This window comes from Saccharothrix sp. NBAS 001, assembly GCF_056640475.1.
In genome coordinates this window covers 3,340,662-3,356,622 of the sequence record NZ_CM153251.1, presented here as the reverse complement: position 1 = coordinate 3,356,622, position 15,961 = coordinate 3,340,662, and the positions used below count along the sequence as shown (strand labels likewise).

General features: G+C 74.5%; 15 protein-coding genes and 2 pseudogenes. 12 read left to right on the top strand and 5 right to left on the bottom strand.

Annotated features, from left to right (window positions below; genetic code table 11):
• The first annotated feature begins 13 nt into the window (after window positions 1–13).
• From AC0HI0_RS14145 to AC0HI0_RS14110, 8 genes and pseudogenes are all read left to right on the top strand, one after another.
• Window positions 14–1,558, top strand: a complete 1,545-nt coding sequence (locus AC0HI0_RS14145) for an ABC transporter substrate-binding protein (RefSeq protein ID WP_480932804.1) — start codon at window positions 14–16, stop codon at window positions 1,556–1,558.
• Window positions 1,555–2,505: an ABC transporter permease gene (locus AC0HI0_RS14140; RefSeq protein WP_480932803.1), complete on the top strand. Its 951-nt coding sequence runs from the start codon at window positions 1,555–1,557 to the stop codon at window positions 2,503–2,505. Before AC0HI0_RS14145 ends, AC0HI0_RS14140 begins: the two co-directional genes overlap by 4 nt.
• On the top strand, window positions 2,502–3,332 hold the full coding sequence (locus AC0HI0_RS14135) for an ABC transporter permease (RefSeq protein WP_480932802.1): 831 nt from the start codon (window positions 2,502–2,504) through the stop codon (window positions 3,330–3,332). The genes AC0HI0_RS14140 and AC0HI0_RS14135 overlap by 4 nt, the downstream gene beginning before the upstream one ends.
• Window positions 3,329–4,120 carry an ABC transporter ATP-binding protein gene (locus AC0HI0_RS14130; protein ID WP_480932801.1) on the top strand — a complete coding sequence of 264 codons (792 nt, stop codon included), beginning with the start codon at window positions 3,329–3,331 and terminating at the stop codon, window positions 4,118–4,120. Before AC0HI0_RS14135 ends, AC0HI0_RS14130 begins: the two co-directional genes overlap by 4 nt.
• Entirely contained in the window at window positions 4,117–4,899 is a 783-nt protein-coding gene (locus tag AC0HI0_RS14125; protein ID WP_480932800.1) for an ABC transporter ATP-binding protein, read from the top strand. The genes AC0HI0_RS14130 and AC0HI0_RS14125 overlap by 4 nt, the downstream gene beginning before the upstream one ends.
• Window positions 4,896–5,513 (top strand): LLM class flavin-dependent oxidoreductase, encoded by a 618-nt coding sequence (locus tag AC0HI0_RS14120; protein WP_480932799.1) that lies wholly within the window; start codon window positions 4,896–4,898, stop codon window positions 5,511–5,513. The genes AC0HI0_RS14125 and AC0HI0_RS14120 overlap by 4 nt, the downstream gene beginning before the upstream one ends.
• Entirely contained in the window at window positions 5,510–6,430 is a 921-nt protein-coding gene (locus AC0HI0_RS14115; protein ID WP_480932798.1) for an LLM class flavin-dependent oxidoreductase, read from the top strand. Before AC0HI0_RS14120 ends, AC0HI0_RS14115 begins: the two co-directional genes overlap by 4 nt.
• Before the next feature lie 16 nt (window positions 6,431–6,446).
• Window positions 6,447–7,334, top strand: a pseudogene (locus AC0HI0_RS14110) (LLM class flavin-dependent oxidoreductase); the annotation flags it as partial.
• Here the strand turns inward: AC0HI0_RS14110 and AC0HI0_RS14105 are convergent.
• Window positions 7,247–7,723 carry a GNAT family N-acetyltransferase gene (locus AC0HI0_RS14105; protein ID WP_480932797.1) on the bottom strand — a complete coding sequence of 159 codons (477 nt, stop codon included), beginning with the start codon at window positions 7,721–7,723 and terminating at the stop codon, window positions 7,247–7,249. The pseudogene AC0HI0_RS14110 and the gene AC0HI0_RS14105 sit on opposite strands and share 88 nt — an antisense overlap.
• Window positions 7,724–7,831: 108 nt before the next feature.
• On the opposite strand from AC0HI0_RS14105, the gene AC0HI0_RS14100 reads away from it, so the two are divergent.
• Window positions 7,832–8,989: an NAD(P)/FAD-dependent oxidoreductase gene (locus AC0HI0_RS14100; RefSeq protein WP_480932796.1), complete on the top strand. Its 1,158-nt coding sequence runs from the start codon at window positions 7,832–7,834 to the stop codon at window positions 8,987–8,989.
• Window positions 8,990–8,992: 3 nt separating this feature from the next.
• Here AC0HI0_RS14100 and AC0HI0_RS14095 read toward each other — a convergent pair whose 3' ends face one another.
• Window positions 8,993–9,262 (bottom strand): hypothetical protein, encoded by a 270-nt coding sequence (locus tag AC0HI0_RS14095; protein WP_480932795.1) that lies wholly within the window; start codon window positions 9,260–9,262, stop codon window positions 8,993–8,995.
• 360 nt (window positions 9,263–9,622) lie between these two features.
• Between AC0HI0_RS14095 and AC0HI0_RS14090 the strand changes: the two are divergent.
• A pseudogene (locus tag AC0HI0_RS14090) lies at window positions 9,623–10,480 on the top strand (transposase family protein).
• Here the strand turns inward: AC0HI0_RS14090 and AC0HI0_RS14085 are convergent.
• The gene (locus tag AC0HI0_RS14085) at window positions 10,375–11,346 is read right to left on the bottom strand and encodes a magnesium transporter CorA family protein (protein ID WP_480932794.1); all 972 of its coding nucleotides are present in this window, start codon (window positions 11,344–11,346) and stop codon (window positions 10,375–10,377) included. The pseudogene AC0HI0_RS14090 and the gene AC0HI0_RS14085 overlap by 106 nt on opposite strands.
• Before the next feature lie 48 nt (window positions 11,347–11,394).
• Window positions 11,395–12,369 (bottom strand): Acg family FMN-binding oxidoreductase, encoded by a 975-nt coding sequence (locus AC0HI0_RS14080; RefSeq protein WP_480932793.1) that lies wholly within the window; start codon window positions 12,367–12,369, stop codon window positions 11,395–11,397.
• A gap of 135 nt (window positions 12,370–12,504) precedes the next feature.
• Here AC0HI0_RS14080 and AC0HI0_RS14075 point away from each other — a divergent pair, with 135 nt between their 5' ends.
• Entirely contained in the window at window positions 12,505–14,187 is a 1,683-nt protein-coding gene (locus tag AC0HI0_RS14075; protein WP_480932792.1) for a sensor histidine kinase, read from the top strand.
• Between the two features lie 17 nt (window positions 14,188–14,204).
• On the opposite strand, the gene AC0HI0_RS14070 is transcribed toward AC0HI0_RS14075, so the two are convergent.
• On the bottom strand, window positions 14,205–15,095 hold the full coding sequence (locus tag AC0HI0_RS14070) for an RNA polymerase sigma factor (RefSeq protein ID WP_480932791.1): 891 nt from the start codon (window positions 15,093–15,095) through the stop codon (window positions 14,205–14,207).
• Window positions 15,096–15,678: 583 nt separating this feature from the next.
• Between AC0HI0_RS14070 and AC0HI0_RS14065 the strand changes: the two genes are divergently transcribed.
• Window positions 15,679–15,870, top strand: coding sequence for an MbtH family protein (locus AC0HI0_RS14065; protein WP_480932790.1), 192 nt, complete (start codon window positions 15,679–15,681; stop codon window positions 15,868–15,870).
• Window positions 15,871–15,961 lie beyond the last annotated feature (91 nt).

Sequence of the window (15,961 nt, the reverse complement as noted above, 5' to 3'; positions counted from 1 at the left end):
ACCGAGGAGAACCATGCGACGCCTTGCCCGGATCCCGGCTGCCCTGATCGCGGTGTGCCTGTCCATCGCGGCCTGCGGCACCGGCGGGGCGGTCGACCCCGGCGCGGTCGCCGCGAGCCAGGAGGCCACGCCGCCGGACGACCGGCTCGACCTGGACGCCGAGGTCGACGTCCGGCTGGTGCTGGAACCCACCGGGCTCGACCTGTTCTCCACCGCCGGCGCGGCGCTCGACCAAGTGCTGCTGGACAACGTCTACGAGGGCCTGCTGTCGGTCGACACCGACGACAACGACAGGATCGTGCCCCGGCTGGCGTCCTCGCACGAGGTGTCGCCCGACGGCCTGACCTACACCTTCCACCTGGTGTCCGGCGCGAAGTTCCACGACGGCACGCCGCTCACGTCGGCGGACGTCGCGTGGTCGCTGGAGCAGCAGGCCGCGCCCGGCTCGAAAGCCGTCTTCGCGGCCGAGTTCGCGTCCGTCGCGTCGGTCGCCGCGCCCGACCCGGCGACGGTCGTGGTCACCCTGAAGGAACGCGACACGTTCCTGCTGTGGAACCTGACCCAGCGCGGCGGTGCGGTCTACCGCAAGGGCACGGACTTCGCCTCGCTCGCGGGCAGCGCCAACGGCTCCGGCCCGTTCACGCTGACCCGGTGGAACCGGGGCTCGACGATCACGTTGAGCCGCAACAACGACTACTGGGGCGCCCGGCCCAAGGTGGCGAAGGTGGTGTTCCACTACATCCCGGAACCCAACGCCGCCAACAACGCCCAGCAGACCGGCGAGACCGACGTCCAGACGGCGGCCGACCCGACGCTGCTCCAGCCGTTCACCGGCGACGGGTACACGGTCCTGCGCGGCACCACGACGGACAAGTTCACGTTGGCGTTCAACGGGACCCGCGCGCCGTTCACCAACCCCGACGTGCGGCGCGCGATCCGGCAGGCGATCGACAAGCAGGACGTGATCAAGGCGGTCGGCGCGGGCACCGCGATCGGCAGCGCGGTCCCGCCGCAGGACCCCTGGTACGAAGACCTGACCGCGATCGACGCGCACGATCCCGACAACGCCCGCAAGCTCCTCGCCGGCGCGGGTTTCCCGAACGGCCTGGAACTCACCCTGACCGTGCCGTCGGTCTACTCGCGGGCGATCGGCGACGTCCTGGTCTCGAACCTGAAGGAGGTCGGGATCACGCTGGTCGTCAAGCAGGTGGAGTTCCAGACCTGGCTCTCGCAGGTGTTCCGGGACAAGGACTTCCAGCTCAGCCTGGTTGACCACGCCGAGGCGCGGGACCTGGTGAACTACAGCAAGCCCGGCTACTACTTCGGCTACGACGACCCGCAGGTCCGGCAGTGGTACGCGCAGGCGCGGACCGCGTCGGGCGACGGCGAGCGGGACGGCCTGCTCAAGCGGGTGGCGCGCAAGATCTCCGAGGACGCCGCCACCGACTGGCTGTTCCTCAACCAGACGCACACGGTGGTGCGCAAGGGCGTCTACGGCGTCCCGAAGGCGGAGACCACCAACCGCTACGACCTCTCGTCGCTCGCGGTGGCCAAGTGACCTGGTTCCTGCTGCGGCGGACCGGGCTGCTGGTGCTGTCGCTCGCGGCGGCCAGTGCGCTGGTGTTCGTGCTGTTGCGGCTGCTGCCCGGCGACGTGGCCGCCACGATCGGCGGCCTCCAGGCCGATCCCGGGCAGCTCGCCGCGATCCGCGCGGACCTGGGGCTCGACCGGCCGGTGCACGTGCAGTACGGGACGTGGCTGTCCGGTGTGCTGCACGGGGATTTCGGCCGCTCGCAGCTCAACGGCACGTCGGTGGGCGCGGAACTGGGGCGCAAGCTCCAGGTGACGGCCCCGTTGACGGCCGGTGCGGTCGTGGTGGCGCTGGCGGTCGCCGTGCCGTTCGGGACGTGGGCGGCGCTGCGGTCGCGTTCGTTCGCCGGCACCGCGATCAGCGCCTTGGCGCAGCTGGGGATCGCCGTGCCGACGCTGTGGCTGGGCTTGGTGCTGGTGCTGGTGTTCTCGGTGCAGCTGGGCTGGCTGCCGGCGCAGGGGTTCCCGGTCGACGGCTGGCGTGATCCCGGAGCGGCGGCGCGGAGCCTGGTGCTGCCGTGGATCGCGCTGGGCCTGACCGAAGGCGCGGTGCTGCTGCGGTTCGTGCGGTCCGCGGTGCTGGGCGTGCTGCACGCCGACTACGTGCGGACCGCGCGCGCCAAGGGTTTGACGCGGGCGCAGGCGTTGCGGCGGCACGGTTTCCGCAACGCGGCGCTGCCGGTGGTGTCGGTGCTCGGGTTGCAGTTGGCGGCGCTGGTGGTCGGCGCGGTGGTGGTCGAGCGGGTGTTCACCCTGCCCGGGGTGGGCTCGATGCTGGTGACCGACGTGGGCAACCGCGACCTGGTGAAGGTGCAGGGCGAGGTGTTCCTGGTGGTGGCGGCGGTGCTGCTGATCGGCTTCGCGGTCGACGTGGCGCACCGGCTGATCGATCCCCGGCTGCGGGACCCCCGGTGATCCGCGCGGTGCTGCGCAAGCCCGGCGGCGTCTTCGGGGTCGTCGTCCTGGCCCTGCTGGCCACCGGCGGGGTGGTGTCGTGGTGGTGGACGCCGTTCGACCCGCGCGCCGCCGATCCGGGGCGGGCGTGGCTGCTCCCGTTCCAGCAGGGGCACCTGCTGGGCACCGACCGGATCGGGCACGACCAGTTCAGCCAGTTGCTGGCGGGCGCGGGCGGCACGCTGGTCACGGCGGTGGCGTCGGCGGCGGTCGCGGCGGCGGTGGGCCTGCTGCTGTCGTTGACGGCGGTCCTCGCGCCGCGCCCGGTGGCCGCCTCGGCGGTGGGGTTGGTCGACGTCCTGGTGGCGTTCCCGACGCTGCTGCTGGCGATGGTGCTGGCAGCGGTCTACGGGAGTTCGGCGGCGACGGTGGTGGCGGCGATCGGCATCGGGTTCGGCGTCGGCGTCGCGCGGGTCGCGCGGGCGGAGCTGGCCTCCGCGCTGGGCAGCGATTTCGTGCTGGCGGCACGGGCGTCGGGCGCGCGGACCGGGCGGATCGTGCGGCGGCACCTGCTGCCGACCGTCGCGCCCACGCTGATCGTGCAGCTGTCGCTGGTGATGGCGCTGGCGGTGCTGGCCGAGGCCGCGCTGACCTACCTCGGCTACGGCGCCTCGCCGTCCTCGCCGTCGTGGGGCGGGATGCTGCACGAGCAGCAGGCGTACATCGCGGCCCGGCCGCTGCTGGTGATCTGGCCGGGCCTGGCCGTGGCGATCACCGTGCTCGGGTTCAACCTGCTCGGCGACGCGCTGCGGGACGCGTCCGACCCGAGGCTGGTGACCTCCCGGTGAGCCTGCTGGAGGTCGCCGGCCTCACCGTGCGGTCCGGCGCGCGGACCCTGCTCGACGACGTGGGTTTCGCGCTGGACGCCGGGGAGCGGGTCGGGCTGATCGGCGGTTCCGGTTCCGGGAAGTCGTTGACGGCCTTGGCCCTGCTGGGGCTGCTGCCCGAGGGCATGGCGGTGTCGGGCAGCGTCCGGCTCGACGGGGTCGAGCTGCTCGGGCGCGGCGACCGGGAGCTGTCGGCGGTGCGCGGCGCGCGGATCGCCATGGTGTTCCAGGAACCCCGGACCGCGCTCAACCCGTTGATGCGGGTGGGCAGGCAGATCACCGAGCCGTTGCGCGCGCACCGGGGGCTGTCCCGCAAGGCGGCGCGCGCGGAGGCGGTGCGGCTCGCGGACAAGGTCGGCCTGCCCGACCCGGAGCACGCCGTGCGCGCGTTCCCGCACCAGCTGTCGGGCGGGCAGCGGCAGCGGGTGGGCATCGCGATCGCGCTGGCCTGCCGTCCGGCGCTGCTGCTGGCCGACGAGCCGACCACCGCGCTGGACGTGACCGTGCAGGCCGGGATCCTGCGGCTGCTGCGCGAACTCGTCGCCGACGAGGGCACCGCGCTGCTGTTCATCACCCACGACCTCGCGGTGCTGGCCCAGGTCGTGCACCGGGTGCTGGTGCTGGGCGGCGGCCGGCTGCTGGAGCAGGGCGTGCTCGCCGACGTGCTGCGCTCCCCGGCGCACCCGTCGACCCGGGAGCTGGTGGCGCTCGCCCGCGCCGGGTCGTTCCGGCGCGGGGAGGTCTCGTGACGCTGCTGGCCGCCGACGGGGTGAGCCGGTCGTTCCGGCTGCCCCGCCGCAAGGTGTTCGAACGGGCCGGGTTCCGGCACGCCGTGCGGGACGTGAGCCTGTCGCTGGCCGAAGGCGGCCGGCTCGGCATCGTCGGCGAGTCCGGGTCCGGCAAGTCCACGCTGCTGCGGCTCCTGCTGGCGCTGGACCGGCCGGACGCGGGCACCGTCCGCTACCGGGGCCGGGAGGTCGTCGGCCGCGACCTGACGTGGTTCCGGCGCGAGGTGCAGGTGGTGCTCCAGGACCCGTTCAGCTCGTTGAACCCCCGGCACGTGGTGCGCGAGATCGTCGCGGAACCCCTGGAGTGCCTGGACGTCCCCGGCGACCACGACGCCCGGGTCGCGCAGGTGCTGGCGGCGGTGGGGCTGGACCCCGACGCGGCGACCCGCTACCCGCACGAGTTCTCCGGCGGCCAGCGGCAGCGGATCGCGCTGGCCCGCGCGCTCGCGCCGAACCCGAAGGTGCTGGTGGCCGACGAGCCGTTCGCCGCGCTGGACGCGGCGGTACGGTCGCAGGTGATCGACCTGGTGGCCGGGCTGACCGCGGAGTTCGGGCTGTCGCTGGTGCTGGTGTCGCACGACATCGGCGTGGTGCAGCGGCTCTGCGACCGGCTGGCGGTGATAGAGCACGGGCGGGTGGTGGAGGAGGGCGTGACCGGAGTGATCCTGCGCGACCCACGGCACCCGCGCACCAGGGCGCTGCTCGACGCCGTGCCGCGACTTCCCGAGGAGGCCGGGTGAGCACGTTCAAGCTGGGGTTCCACCTGCGCGGGGACACCGATCCGCGCAAGCTGCTGGACGTCTTCGCCGCCGCGAGCCGGCTCGGCTTCGACGGCGGCTGGATCGGCGCGCACCTGGCGTCGCCGCTGGTGTTCCTGGGCGCGGCGGCCGTGCGGGCTCCGGGGCTGCGGCTGGGCGCGGTGGCGGCGACCTTCGCGCACCCGTTGCGGCTGGCCGAGGACGCGGCCGTGCTGGACGCGTTCAGCGGCGGGCTGCTGGAACTGGGCGTGGACGAACCGGACGCGGTGCGCGCCGCCCTGCGCGGCGAGGCGGGGCAGCCGACCGCGCCGGCGCTGGCGGAGCGGATCTGGCGGCGGGCGGCGGACACCGGCGACGCGGCCCGGGTCGGCCGGGACGGCGACGGTCTGCTCACCGCCGACCGGCACATCGCCCTGGCCTACGCGCAGGCCGCCCGCCGGCCCCGGTTCGCGGTGCCCGAACCGGGCCTGGTCGACCTGCTCAACGCGGACAGCTGGTTCCTGCCGGTGGTCACCCTGGTCGACGTGGACGCGGCGGTCGAGGAGCTGAGCCGGGTGGCGACGGTGATCGCGCCCGCGCTGGGGTGGCGGCGATGACCTTCCACCTGGGGTTCCTGACCCACGTGCACGGCGAGGGCGTGCCCGCCGGCACCCTCTACCGCGGCCTGGTGGAGCTGTTCGTGGCCGCCGAGGAACTGGGCTACGAGTCCGGCTGGGTCGCCCAGCACCACCTCGGGCCCGAGCACGGCCGGCTGCCCTCGCCGCTGGTGCTGCTGGCCGCGGTGGCCGAGCGGACCAGCCGGATCCGGCTGGGCACGGCGGTGACCGTGCTGCCGCTGGAGGACCCGGCACGGCTGGCCCGCGACGCGCTCGCGCTCGACGAGCTGTCCGGTGGCCGGCTGGAACTCGGCCTGGGCAGCGGCGCGCCGGTGCCGGCCGAGTTCGCCGCGTTCGGGCGGGACGTGGCGCACCGGCACGCCGACTACGACCGGAACCTGGCCGCCCTGACCGACCTGCTCGCCCCGCACGACCTGGCCGGCCGGCTGTGGGAGTCCAGCCTGCGCGCGGAGGTCGTGCGGCGGGGCGCGCGGGCCGGGCGCGGGCTGCTGCTCGGCGTCGGCCCGGCCGACCCGGTGCAGCGCGACCTGGCCCGCCACTACCTCGACGCGGGCCCCACCCGACCCCGGGCGGCGGCCGTGCGCGGGGTGTTCCCCGCCGCCGACAAGGCGACCGCCGCCGCCGAACTGGCCCCGGACGTGGCCCGCTACCTGCCGCTGCACGTCGCCGCCGGCTGGGCCCCGCACGACCGGATCGACGTGCACGAACTCCTGCGGCTGATGAACGTCCAGTACGGCGCGCCGGAGGAGATCGTGGCGTCGCTGCGCGCCGACCCGGTGTTCGACACGCACCTGATCGCCGCCGTCCAGGCCGAGAGCTCCACGCTCGACCAGGCCCAGCACCGGCTGGACGTGCTGGCCGCGAAGATCGCGCCGGAACTGGGGTGGACCCGGTGACCGGGTTCCTCGGGCCGGCCGCGCCGGCCGTCGACCGGACTTCGCGACGCACGCCGGGTTCGACGCGTACCCGGTCGGCGACGCCGAACCGGTCGAACCGCTGACACCGCTGTCCGCGCTGTCCAGCACCACCCGGCGGATCGGCCTGGTCGGCGCGGCGCGCACGGCCGGGCACCAGCCGTTCCACACCGCCCGCGAGTTCGCCTCGCTGGACCACCTCTCGCGCGGCCGGGCCGGCCGGCAGCCGATCCCCGGCGACCGGACCGCACCGACGAGTTCGTGCTGGTGGTCGACCTGTGGGGCACGGACTGGGCCGGACGGCCGGTGGTCGTGCGGGCCGGCGCGTCCGAGGACGGCAGGCGGTTCGCGGCGCGGGTCGCCGCCGTGGTGTTCTCCGGGCAGCGCAACCTGGACCGGGCGGTCGAGTTCGCGGCCGACATCCGGCGGCGCTGCGGACGTTGCTGCCGCCGCAGGTGGCGGCGGCGCACCTGGGGCACCAGTTCGGCGGGGTGTCGCTGGTCGACCACCCGCTGGACGGGCCGCTGCCGGACCTGCCGGAGTCCAACCGTCCCGCAGCGGCCAGGCCGAGGTGTGCCGGAGGGCGCGGGCCGACCGTGCGCGAGCCGGCGGCCGAGATCGGCGACGACGCGGGCACGCTGGTCGGCCCGCCGGAGGAGATCGCCGACCACGTCGAGGAGTGGCACCGGCGCGGGGCGGCCGACGGGTGCACCGCGATCTTCCCGTACCTGCCGGGCGCGCTGGACGGCTTCGCGAGGCCGGCGCTGCCCGAACCGCGCCGGCGCGGCCACCTCCGGCTCACCCGGTGGGCCGGGTCAGGTTCAGCCGCAGCACGACCTCGCCGTCGTCCACCTCGCCGGTCGGCTCGAAGCCGAACCGCCGGTAGAACGGCAGCGGCTCGCCGACGCCGGGCTGGTAGCTGGTCAGCAGCTCGGCCGCGCCGTCGGCCCGGACCAGGTCGATCACCTGCCGCAGCGCCTCGCGCCCGTACCCGTGCCGCTGGTGGCGGCGGTCGATCAGCAGCCGCCACAGGCAGTACGGCCCGAGCACGCCGGGCCGGGGCGGCGCGTTCCAGCTCAGCATCACGAACCCGACCGGCACGTCGTCCGCGTACGCCGCCCGGCACCAGGGCGCGGCCTCGGGCGTCGCCGCCGCCTCGGCCAGCGACTCGGACACCGAGTCCACGAACCGCCGCTGCCGGCGGCGCACCCGCACCCGGCGCACCTCGGTCCGGTTGTCGTCGGTGATCTCCCGCAGGTGGACCCGTGGCGTCACCGACCCGATTGTCCCCGCCGGCCGGTCCCGGGGCGAGGGGGATCGCGGCGCTCGACGCGGGCGGGTCCGGTGATCCACGATGGGCGGGCCGGGGGAGAGGGGGTCGCGGTGGCCGAATTGCCGAGCGAGGCGTCCGTGGTGATCATCGGCGGCGGGGTCGTCGGGGTCAGCGCCGCGTTCCACCTGGCCGAGGCCGGGGTGTCCGACGTCGTGCTGCTGGAACGGGCCCAACTCGGGTCCGGCTCGACCTGCAAGGCGGCCGGCGGGGTGCGCGCCCAGTTCTCCGACGAGCTGAACATCCGGCTCGGCGCGCGCAGCCTGGAGGCGTTCGCCCGGTTCCGGACCCGCCCGGGGCAGGAGATCGACCTGCACCGGGTCGGCTACCTGTTCCTGCTCACCGACCACGACGACGCGGCGGCCTTCGAACGCCACGTCGTGCTCCAGAACCGCCTCGGCGTGCCCAGCCGGATGGTCGACCCGCGCACCGCGCGGGAGCTGTCGCCGCTGGTCGAGGTGGACGACGTGGTGGCCGCCGCGTTCTCGCCGGACGACGGCCACTGCACGCCCGAGTCGGTCGTCCTGGGCTACGCCGTCGCCGCGCGCGGGCTGGGCGCGCGGCTGTTCACCGGCACGTCGGTGGCCGGCCTGGAGGTGGTGGGCGACGAGGTCCGCACGGTGCGCACCGACCGCGGCCCGATCCGCGCCGGCACCGTGGTCTGCGCGGCCGGGGCGTGGTCGGCCGGGGTCGGCGCGCTGGCCGGCGTGGACCTGCCGGTCACCCCGGTGCGGCGGCAGGTGCTGGTCACCGCCCCGATCCCGGACCTGCCCGACCGGCTGCCGATGACCATCGACTTCGGCACCTCGTTCTACTTCCACCGGGAGGGCCGGGGCCTGCTGCTGGGCATGTCCGACCCGGCGCAGGAGCCCGGTTTCCACCTCGACTACTCGCCGCGGTGGCTGCCCGCCCTCACCGACGCCATGGCCCGCCGCGCGCCGCGCCTGCTCGACGCGGGCGTGCACCGGGGCTGGGCGGGCCTGTACGAGGTGACCCCGGACCACAACGCGCTGATCGGCCGGGCCGACTCGCCGTCGAACTTCCTGTACGCCACCGGGTTCTCCGGCCACGGGTTCCTCCAGGCACCGGCCGTCGGCGAGGTGCTGCGCGACCTGCACCTGGGGCGAGCCCCGTTCGTGGACGTGACGCCGCTGTCGGCGAAGCGGTTCGCCGGCGACGCGCCGATCCGGCCGGAGGCGCACATCGTGTGACGCCTACAGGTGGTCGAGCGTCCGGACCAGACCGCGCCACGCCGTCGACGCGTCCTCGGAGGTCCCGCGCGGCCCGTGGAACCACGACGCGAACCCCGCCACGTCCACCAGCGCCCACCGCAGCCAGTACAGCGCGAGCGCGTCGACGTCCGGCACGTGCCCGGTGGTCTCCGCGTACCGCCGCAGATCGTGCCGGGGTGCGGCTCGCCGTGTGTGACCACCGCCCGCCGCCCGGCGGACCAGCCCGGCCGGCCGGTCGAACCCGGCCGGCACCGACTCCAGACCGTCCTACCTGTCCACGGCGACCTCCACGGGCCGCGCGGGCGCCGCCGCCGCGCGCAGAACGGCCGGCGCGGCGACGACCCGGTCCCCCAGTGCAGCTTGTGCGCCAGATCGGCCATGGTCGCGAACCACCGGCCGTCGACCACCCAGTGGAAGTCGCCGAACCCGACCAGCGCGTGGGCACCGACCGGGCCCGGATCCCGAACGCCGCCGGCCCGTCGCGGACCCGGTCCCCGCTCAGATGATTGATTCCAAGGGGTAGGCGCCTGGAGACAGGGGGCGGGGGTGTCGATGTGCGGGTTGTGACGACCGGCATCGACACCCGCGCGACCGCACGTCAGGACCGGCGATCTGCTGAAGGCCGCGCCGCACCTGGCCCCGTGGAGTCCGGGTCGGCATCCGACCCGGGTTGACCGATGCGGAGCTGGTCGCCCCGGGCGGTGATGCGGGCACTGCTCGGGTTCACCTCCGAGGCCAGGTGGCGGTGCCACGCCCGCACCCGCCTGGGGCGCCTGTTCCGATACCTGCCCGGCCAACCCGGCTGCAACAAGCGGCTGTGCAAGGCGTCCGGCCTGCTCAAGGTCGTGATCAGGGTCCTGGCGGTCGACACCGCGCTGTGGACCGACGACGTGTGGGTGGTCGACTCCTCCCCGGTGGAATGCGGTCGGTCCCGCGAGACCACGAAACGCCCGGACCTGGCCGGATGGGCCCGGTACGGCTACTGCGCCGGCCATTCCCGCCGGTTCCGGGGCCACGCCTCCACCTGGTCCGCACCCCGGGAGGTCTGCCGGTCGCCTACGCCCTGACCGGAGCCGAGGCCGACGAACGCACCACCCCGCTCGACATCCTCGACACCGACCCAAGCCGCTGCGCCAGACCGTCGAGTCGATCGACCAGACCCTCAACGCCCGACTCGACCTCGAACGACACGGCGGACGCACACCCGCGGGAGTGATCGCCCGCGTCCCGCAACGCGTCCTCGCCCCCACCGCAGCCATCCGGCACAACGACCACACCGGCCAGCCGATCATGCGCTCGCTGACCGCCTACGACCACCAACCCTTGAAATCAACCATCGCGGCCCCGCCGGCGGCGCGCGCACGTCACAGCCAATCCCGTCGCTTGAACGTCACGTACAACCCGCCGGACATCAGCACCATCGCCGCCGTGGACACCCAGAAGCCCCACACCTCGCCGGAACCGGGGTAGGGCACGTTCTGCCCGTAGAACCCGGTGACGGCGGTCGGCACCGCGATGATCGCCGCCCACCCGGTGACCTTCTTCATGATCAGGTTGAGCCGGTTGCCCTGGATGTTGAGCCGGGTCTCCCGGATGCTCGCGACCATCTCGCGCAGCGACTCGGTCCACTCGCCCGCCCGCAGCACGTGGTCGTAGACGTCCTGGAAGTAGGGCATCAGCGCGCCGTCGACCAGGTCGTGGTCACGGTGCATCAGCCCGTTGACGACCTCGCGCATCGGCAGCACCACCCGGCGCAGCGTGACCAGCGACCTGCGCAGCGCCAACGTCCGCCGCTGCATGTCGACGTCGTCCGGGCGGACGTCGAACACCTGGTCCTCCAGGCGCTCGATGTGCTCGTCCAGCGCCTGCACGGCCTCGAAGTGGCTGTCCACCACGCAGTCGAGCAGCCCGTGCGCCAGGTACCCGACACCGCTCCCGGCCAGGTGGGGCGACTCGTCCCACCTGGCGACGACCCGGCCGATGTCGAACCGGTCGTCGTCCCGCACGGTCACCAGCGCCTGCCTGGTCACGAACGCGGACAGCTCGGCGTGCTCCAGCCGCCCGGTCGGCTCGTCCAGCCGCACCGCGTAGGCGGACAGGAACATGTGCGTGTCGTACTGGTGCAGCTTGGGGCGCTCGTGAGCCTGCAGCGCGTCCTCGACGGCCAGCGCGTGTAGGCCCAGGTCCTCGGCGAGCGCGGCGAGGTCGTCCGGCGACGGTCCGCACAGGTCGATCCACATCAGGACGCCCTCGTCGTGCAGGTGGCGGGCCACCTCGCGGACCGGGAGCCCCTCGGCCTCCAGCACACCGTGCCGGTAAAGGCGTGTCCGTGCCATCGGCCCAGGGTAGATCAACTGGACCGGGTGCGACGGGACGGCGCGGGCTCACCGCACGGCGGGCTCCATCAGCAGGTCGCGCACCGCCCGCCGGGGCGTCGGCGGGACCGGCGAGCCGAACCCGATCCGCAGCACCGCCTGCGGCACCACCATCCCGCCCAGCGCGCGGCGCAGTTCGTCGCGCACCGGCCGCACCTCGATCGGCTGGGACATGAACGACACCGACAGCCCGAGCGCGGTGGCGGTCAGCAGCACCCGCTGCAACGCCTGGCCCGCCTGCCACTCGCCCAGCGGGCCGTCGTAGAACGAGCACAGCACGACCACCAGCGGGTCGGACTCGTAGTCCTTGCCGGGCCCGCGCTCCCCGGCCCGGAAGTCGCGCAGCGCCCACTCGTCCTGCGGCGCGGGGCGGATCCCGGCCGATTCGGCGGGCACCCCGCCGTCGTGCGGCCGGTCACCGGTCCACGCGGCGAGTTCGGCCCGCACGCCGGGGTCGGCGGACTGCGCCCGGTGCGCCCGCGCCACCATCCGCCGCAACCGGAACCGCTCGTCGTGGTCGGCCACGACGTGCAGCCAGGCCCGTTCCCGCTCGGCCGCGCGGACCAGCGCCCGCCGGTGCGCGACCGGCACCGGCACGTCGTGGAACGGCTTGCGGTCGGTCCGCCGCGCGGGCACGGCGGCGAGCAGCGTCCGGGTCTCCTCGTCCACCGGGTACCGCCCGCCCCGCCGCACCTCGGCCACGCCGGAATCGGGCAGCAGCGACACCATCGGGCGGATGCCGCGCGCCTGCAACGCCAGCCGCAGGTTGAACAGCGCCGCCCCGCACGCCAGCCGCAGCTCGCGGTCGTCCGGGTCGGTCGCGGGCAGCCGGCGGGTCGGGTCGGGGTGCAGCTCGATCCGGTCCGGCGCCAGCCGGAACCGCCACGGCTGCGTGTTGTGCACCGAGGGGGCCAGGGTGGCGGTCGTCAGCACCTCGACGACGCCGTCCGGGTCCAGCCCGAGCACCCCGGTCACCTCGTCCATAGCCGACACCTCCGTGCTCGCACCACCGACGTCCACTGTCCGGCCCGGCGCGGCCCGCCCACACGGCCGAAGGTCCCTGACAAGCCGGGACGAGCGGACTTGGCGGTGCGCTGCGGCCGTGGAACGCTACGGTCCGTGGTCGGATCCGAGGACGTGCCCCAGCGCCTGCTCAGCGGTCTGCGGCTGGACGAGCTGCTGGACGAGATGCGCGAGCGCCTGACCGAGATCGGCTCTACCCGGGACAAGATGCAGCGGCTGCTCGACGCCGTGCTGGCCGTCGGGGCGGGCCTGGAGCTGGACTCGACGTTGCAGCGGATCGTGCAGGTCGCCGTCGAGCTGGTCGGCGCGCGTTACGGCGCGCTGGGCGTCCTGGGCACCCGTGACGACCTCTCGGAGTTCGTCTACGTCGGCATCGACGAGGCGACGCGGGCGACGATGGGCCACCTGCCGGAGGGCAAGGGCCTGCTCGGCCTGCTGATCAAGGACCCCCGGGTGATCCGCCTGCACGACCTGACCAGGCACGAGCTGTCCGTGGGCTTCCCGGCCAACCACCCGCCGATGCACAGCTTCCTGGGGGTGCCGGTGCGGGTGCGCGACGAGGTGTTCGGCAACCTCTACATGACCGAGAAGACCGACGGCGCGGACTTCACCCCCGACGACGAGGTGGTCCTGTCGGCGCTGGCCGCGGCGGCCGGCGTGGCGATCGAGAACGCGCGGCTGTTCGAGCGGTCGCGGATGCGCGAGCGGTGGCTGGAGGCCGCCGCGGAGATCAACTCGGTGCTGTTGGGCGGTGCGTCGGCGGAGGACGCGCTGCACCTGATCACGCTGCGCACCCGTGAGCTGTCGGCGGCGTCGATGTCGCTGATCGTGCTGGCCGAGGACGGCGGGCGGCTGCGCATCGCCTCCGGCGCCGGGGCGCACGTGGAGGGGCTGGTCGGCGCGGTGCTCGCGGCTCGCGGCACGGTCGCCGGCGAGGTCCTGGAAGCCAGCACCCCGATGCTGGTCGAGGACCTGGGCGGACGCCTGGGGGAGCGGCCGGTGGCCGTCGGGCCGGGCGTCGTGGTGCCGCTGCGCACCGGGTCGACGGTCAACGGCGTGCTGCTGGCCGCGCGGGACAAGGGCAGCAGCCAGTTCGGTGCGGACCAGGTGCCGCTGCTGGCGTCGTTCGCCGACCAGGCGGCCGTGGCGCTGGAGTTCGCCGAGAACCAGCGCGCCCGGCGGCTGGTGGACGTGCTGGAGGACCGCGACCGGATCGCCCGCGACCTGCACGACCACGTGATCCAGCGGCTGTTCGCCACCGGCATGAGCCTGCAGGGCGCGCTGGCGTCCATCCAGCAGCCGCGCATCCGGGAGCGCGTCGAACGGGCCGTGGGCCAGTTGGACGAGACCGTGCTGGAGATCCGCACGACGATCTTCGACCTCCAGGCGTCCGACGACGCGCCGGGCCTGCGCCGCCGGCTGCTCGACCTGGTGTCCGAGGTGACCTCGGCCGCGGCCGTCACGCCGACCGTCCGGATGACCGGCACGGTGGACAACTCGGTGCCCGACGAGATCGCCGAGCACGCCGAGGCGGTGGTGCGCGAAGCGGTGAGCAACGTGGTGCGGCACGCGCGGGCGACGGAGTTGACCGTGACGGTGGAAGCCGCCGACCGCCTGACCGTGACGGTGGTCGACAACGGTGTCGGCCTGCCCGACCAGGTCGCCCGCAGCGGCCTGCACAACCTCGAACAGCGGGCGGCGGTCCTGGGCGGGACCCTCTCGGTCACCCCCGACACGACCGGCGGCACCCGCCTGGCCTGGCAGGTCCCGCTGCCCTGACCGGCCGCTCGGCGGGGTCACGGCCGGTGAGTGCCGGTCGCCGGCGTGCCGGCGGGCGCGGGTCGGTCGGGCGGCTCGACCGGCCTCGGGAGCCCCGGGGTGGCCGCGGGCCGTCCCGCCGGTGCCGGCAGCGGCGACGGGAGGACGGTCGGCACGGACGACGTGCCGGCCGGGGTGGTGATCAGGACCGCCGCGACCACCGCGACCAGCAGCGCGCCGGAAACGGCGGCCAAGGCCGGCCGGAACCGGTCCACGCCCGCCGTGACGCCGACGCCGGCCGCGAGGTGGACGTCGCCGACGTGCGCCCACAGCCGCTGCTCGCCGGGGTCGACGCCCGGCGCGCAGGCCAGTCCGCCCGCCCGCACCCGGTCCACGGTCGGCGACGCCCGCAGCCGCGCCAACGCCCGGGACAACCGGCTCTTCACGGTGCCCGGAGCGATCCGCAGGGTCGCCGCGGTCTCCGCTTCGGACAGGTCCAACAGGTAGCGGCACACCACCACCTCCCGGTACCGCCCGGGCAGTTCGCGCAGCGCGGCCCGGACCGCGTCCCGACGCTCGGCCGCGACCACGTCCTCCTCGGCGGACGGCCTCCCCGTCACGTCCGCCGAGGAGGACACCCCCAGCCGGGCCGCCAGACCGCTCCGGCGGCGGGCCGACCGCAGGGCGTTGAGCGCTTCGCGGGTCACGATGCTCAACAGCCACGGGCGGAACGACCCGTCGCCGGCGAACCGGTCCAACGTCGAATGGGCCTTCAGCAACGCGTTCTGCACGATGTCGTCGGCGTCCGCGTGGCCCGCGACCAGTGCGGCGGTGCGCCGGGCCGAGGGCAGGTAAGGGCGGACGAGCAACTCGTACGCCCGTGGATCACCCTCGCGCGCCTGATCGACCAACTCCGCGTCCCCCGCCACCGGGCCTCCCCTTCCGAACCTGTCGAGCTTGCGCACCCTCTACACCGCCCGGCCGCGATCGGTTCCCGCAGCGCGCGAGCCGGCCCGAGTGGACTCGCGAACATCGGTGCGGGGGAACGCTTTCCGGACAATTCACACGATCGAGCGGCTCACTCCGGGTGACCGGCCCGGGGTGGGCCGGCGGCGCGTTCGGCCGCACGCTCCGGGAACCGGTTCGTTCCGGTGCGGCCCGCAGCCGCCCGGTGCCGCGGCCCGATCCGGGGGCGCGGCGGCCGTTCGGCCGGTCAGGACCGAGGTGAACGGCGGCAGGGGGCGGCGTGATCGGGGGCCGGTTCCCGGCGAACGGGCTGCTCGCGGTGCTGCCGACTGCGCGTCGGATCATCAGGACATGGGATGCGGAATCCGTGATCGCGGTTCATTGACCTGTGCATTCGTATTCCCGTACGAACTCGACCGGGGCTCTTCGGCGGGTTGACGTGGGCTGTGTGCGTGGGGCACAGTCCGGTGTGCGGGGCAAATCACGCGGCTGCGTCGAGCGGGGGCTCGACGGTGACATCCGGGTGACGGCCGCGAAGGGGGAAAAATGGGGGAGTCCACGTATCGCGTCGTCGTGAACGACGCCGAGCAGTACTCGATCTGGCCCGCCGGCGGGGAGCTTCCGCCTGGCTGGGCCGAGGCCGGCATGGCCGGTACCAAGGAAGACTGCCTGGCGCACATCGACCGGGTCTGGGTCGACATGCGCCCGGCCGGAGTGCGCGCCCGGATCGCCGGGTAGTCGCAGAGCTTCACCACACCCGTCCGCCGCGTGTCGCGCCGGGCAATTCCGCGTGCGTTCTCGACTTTTGTTCAAAGCGCAATCAAAGACC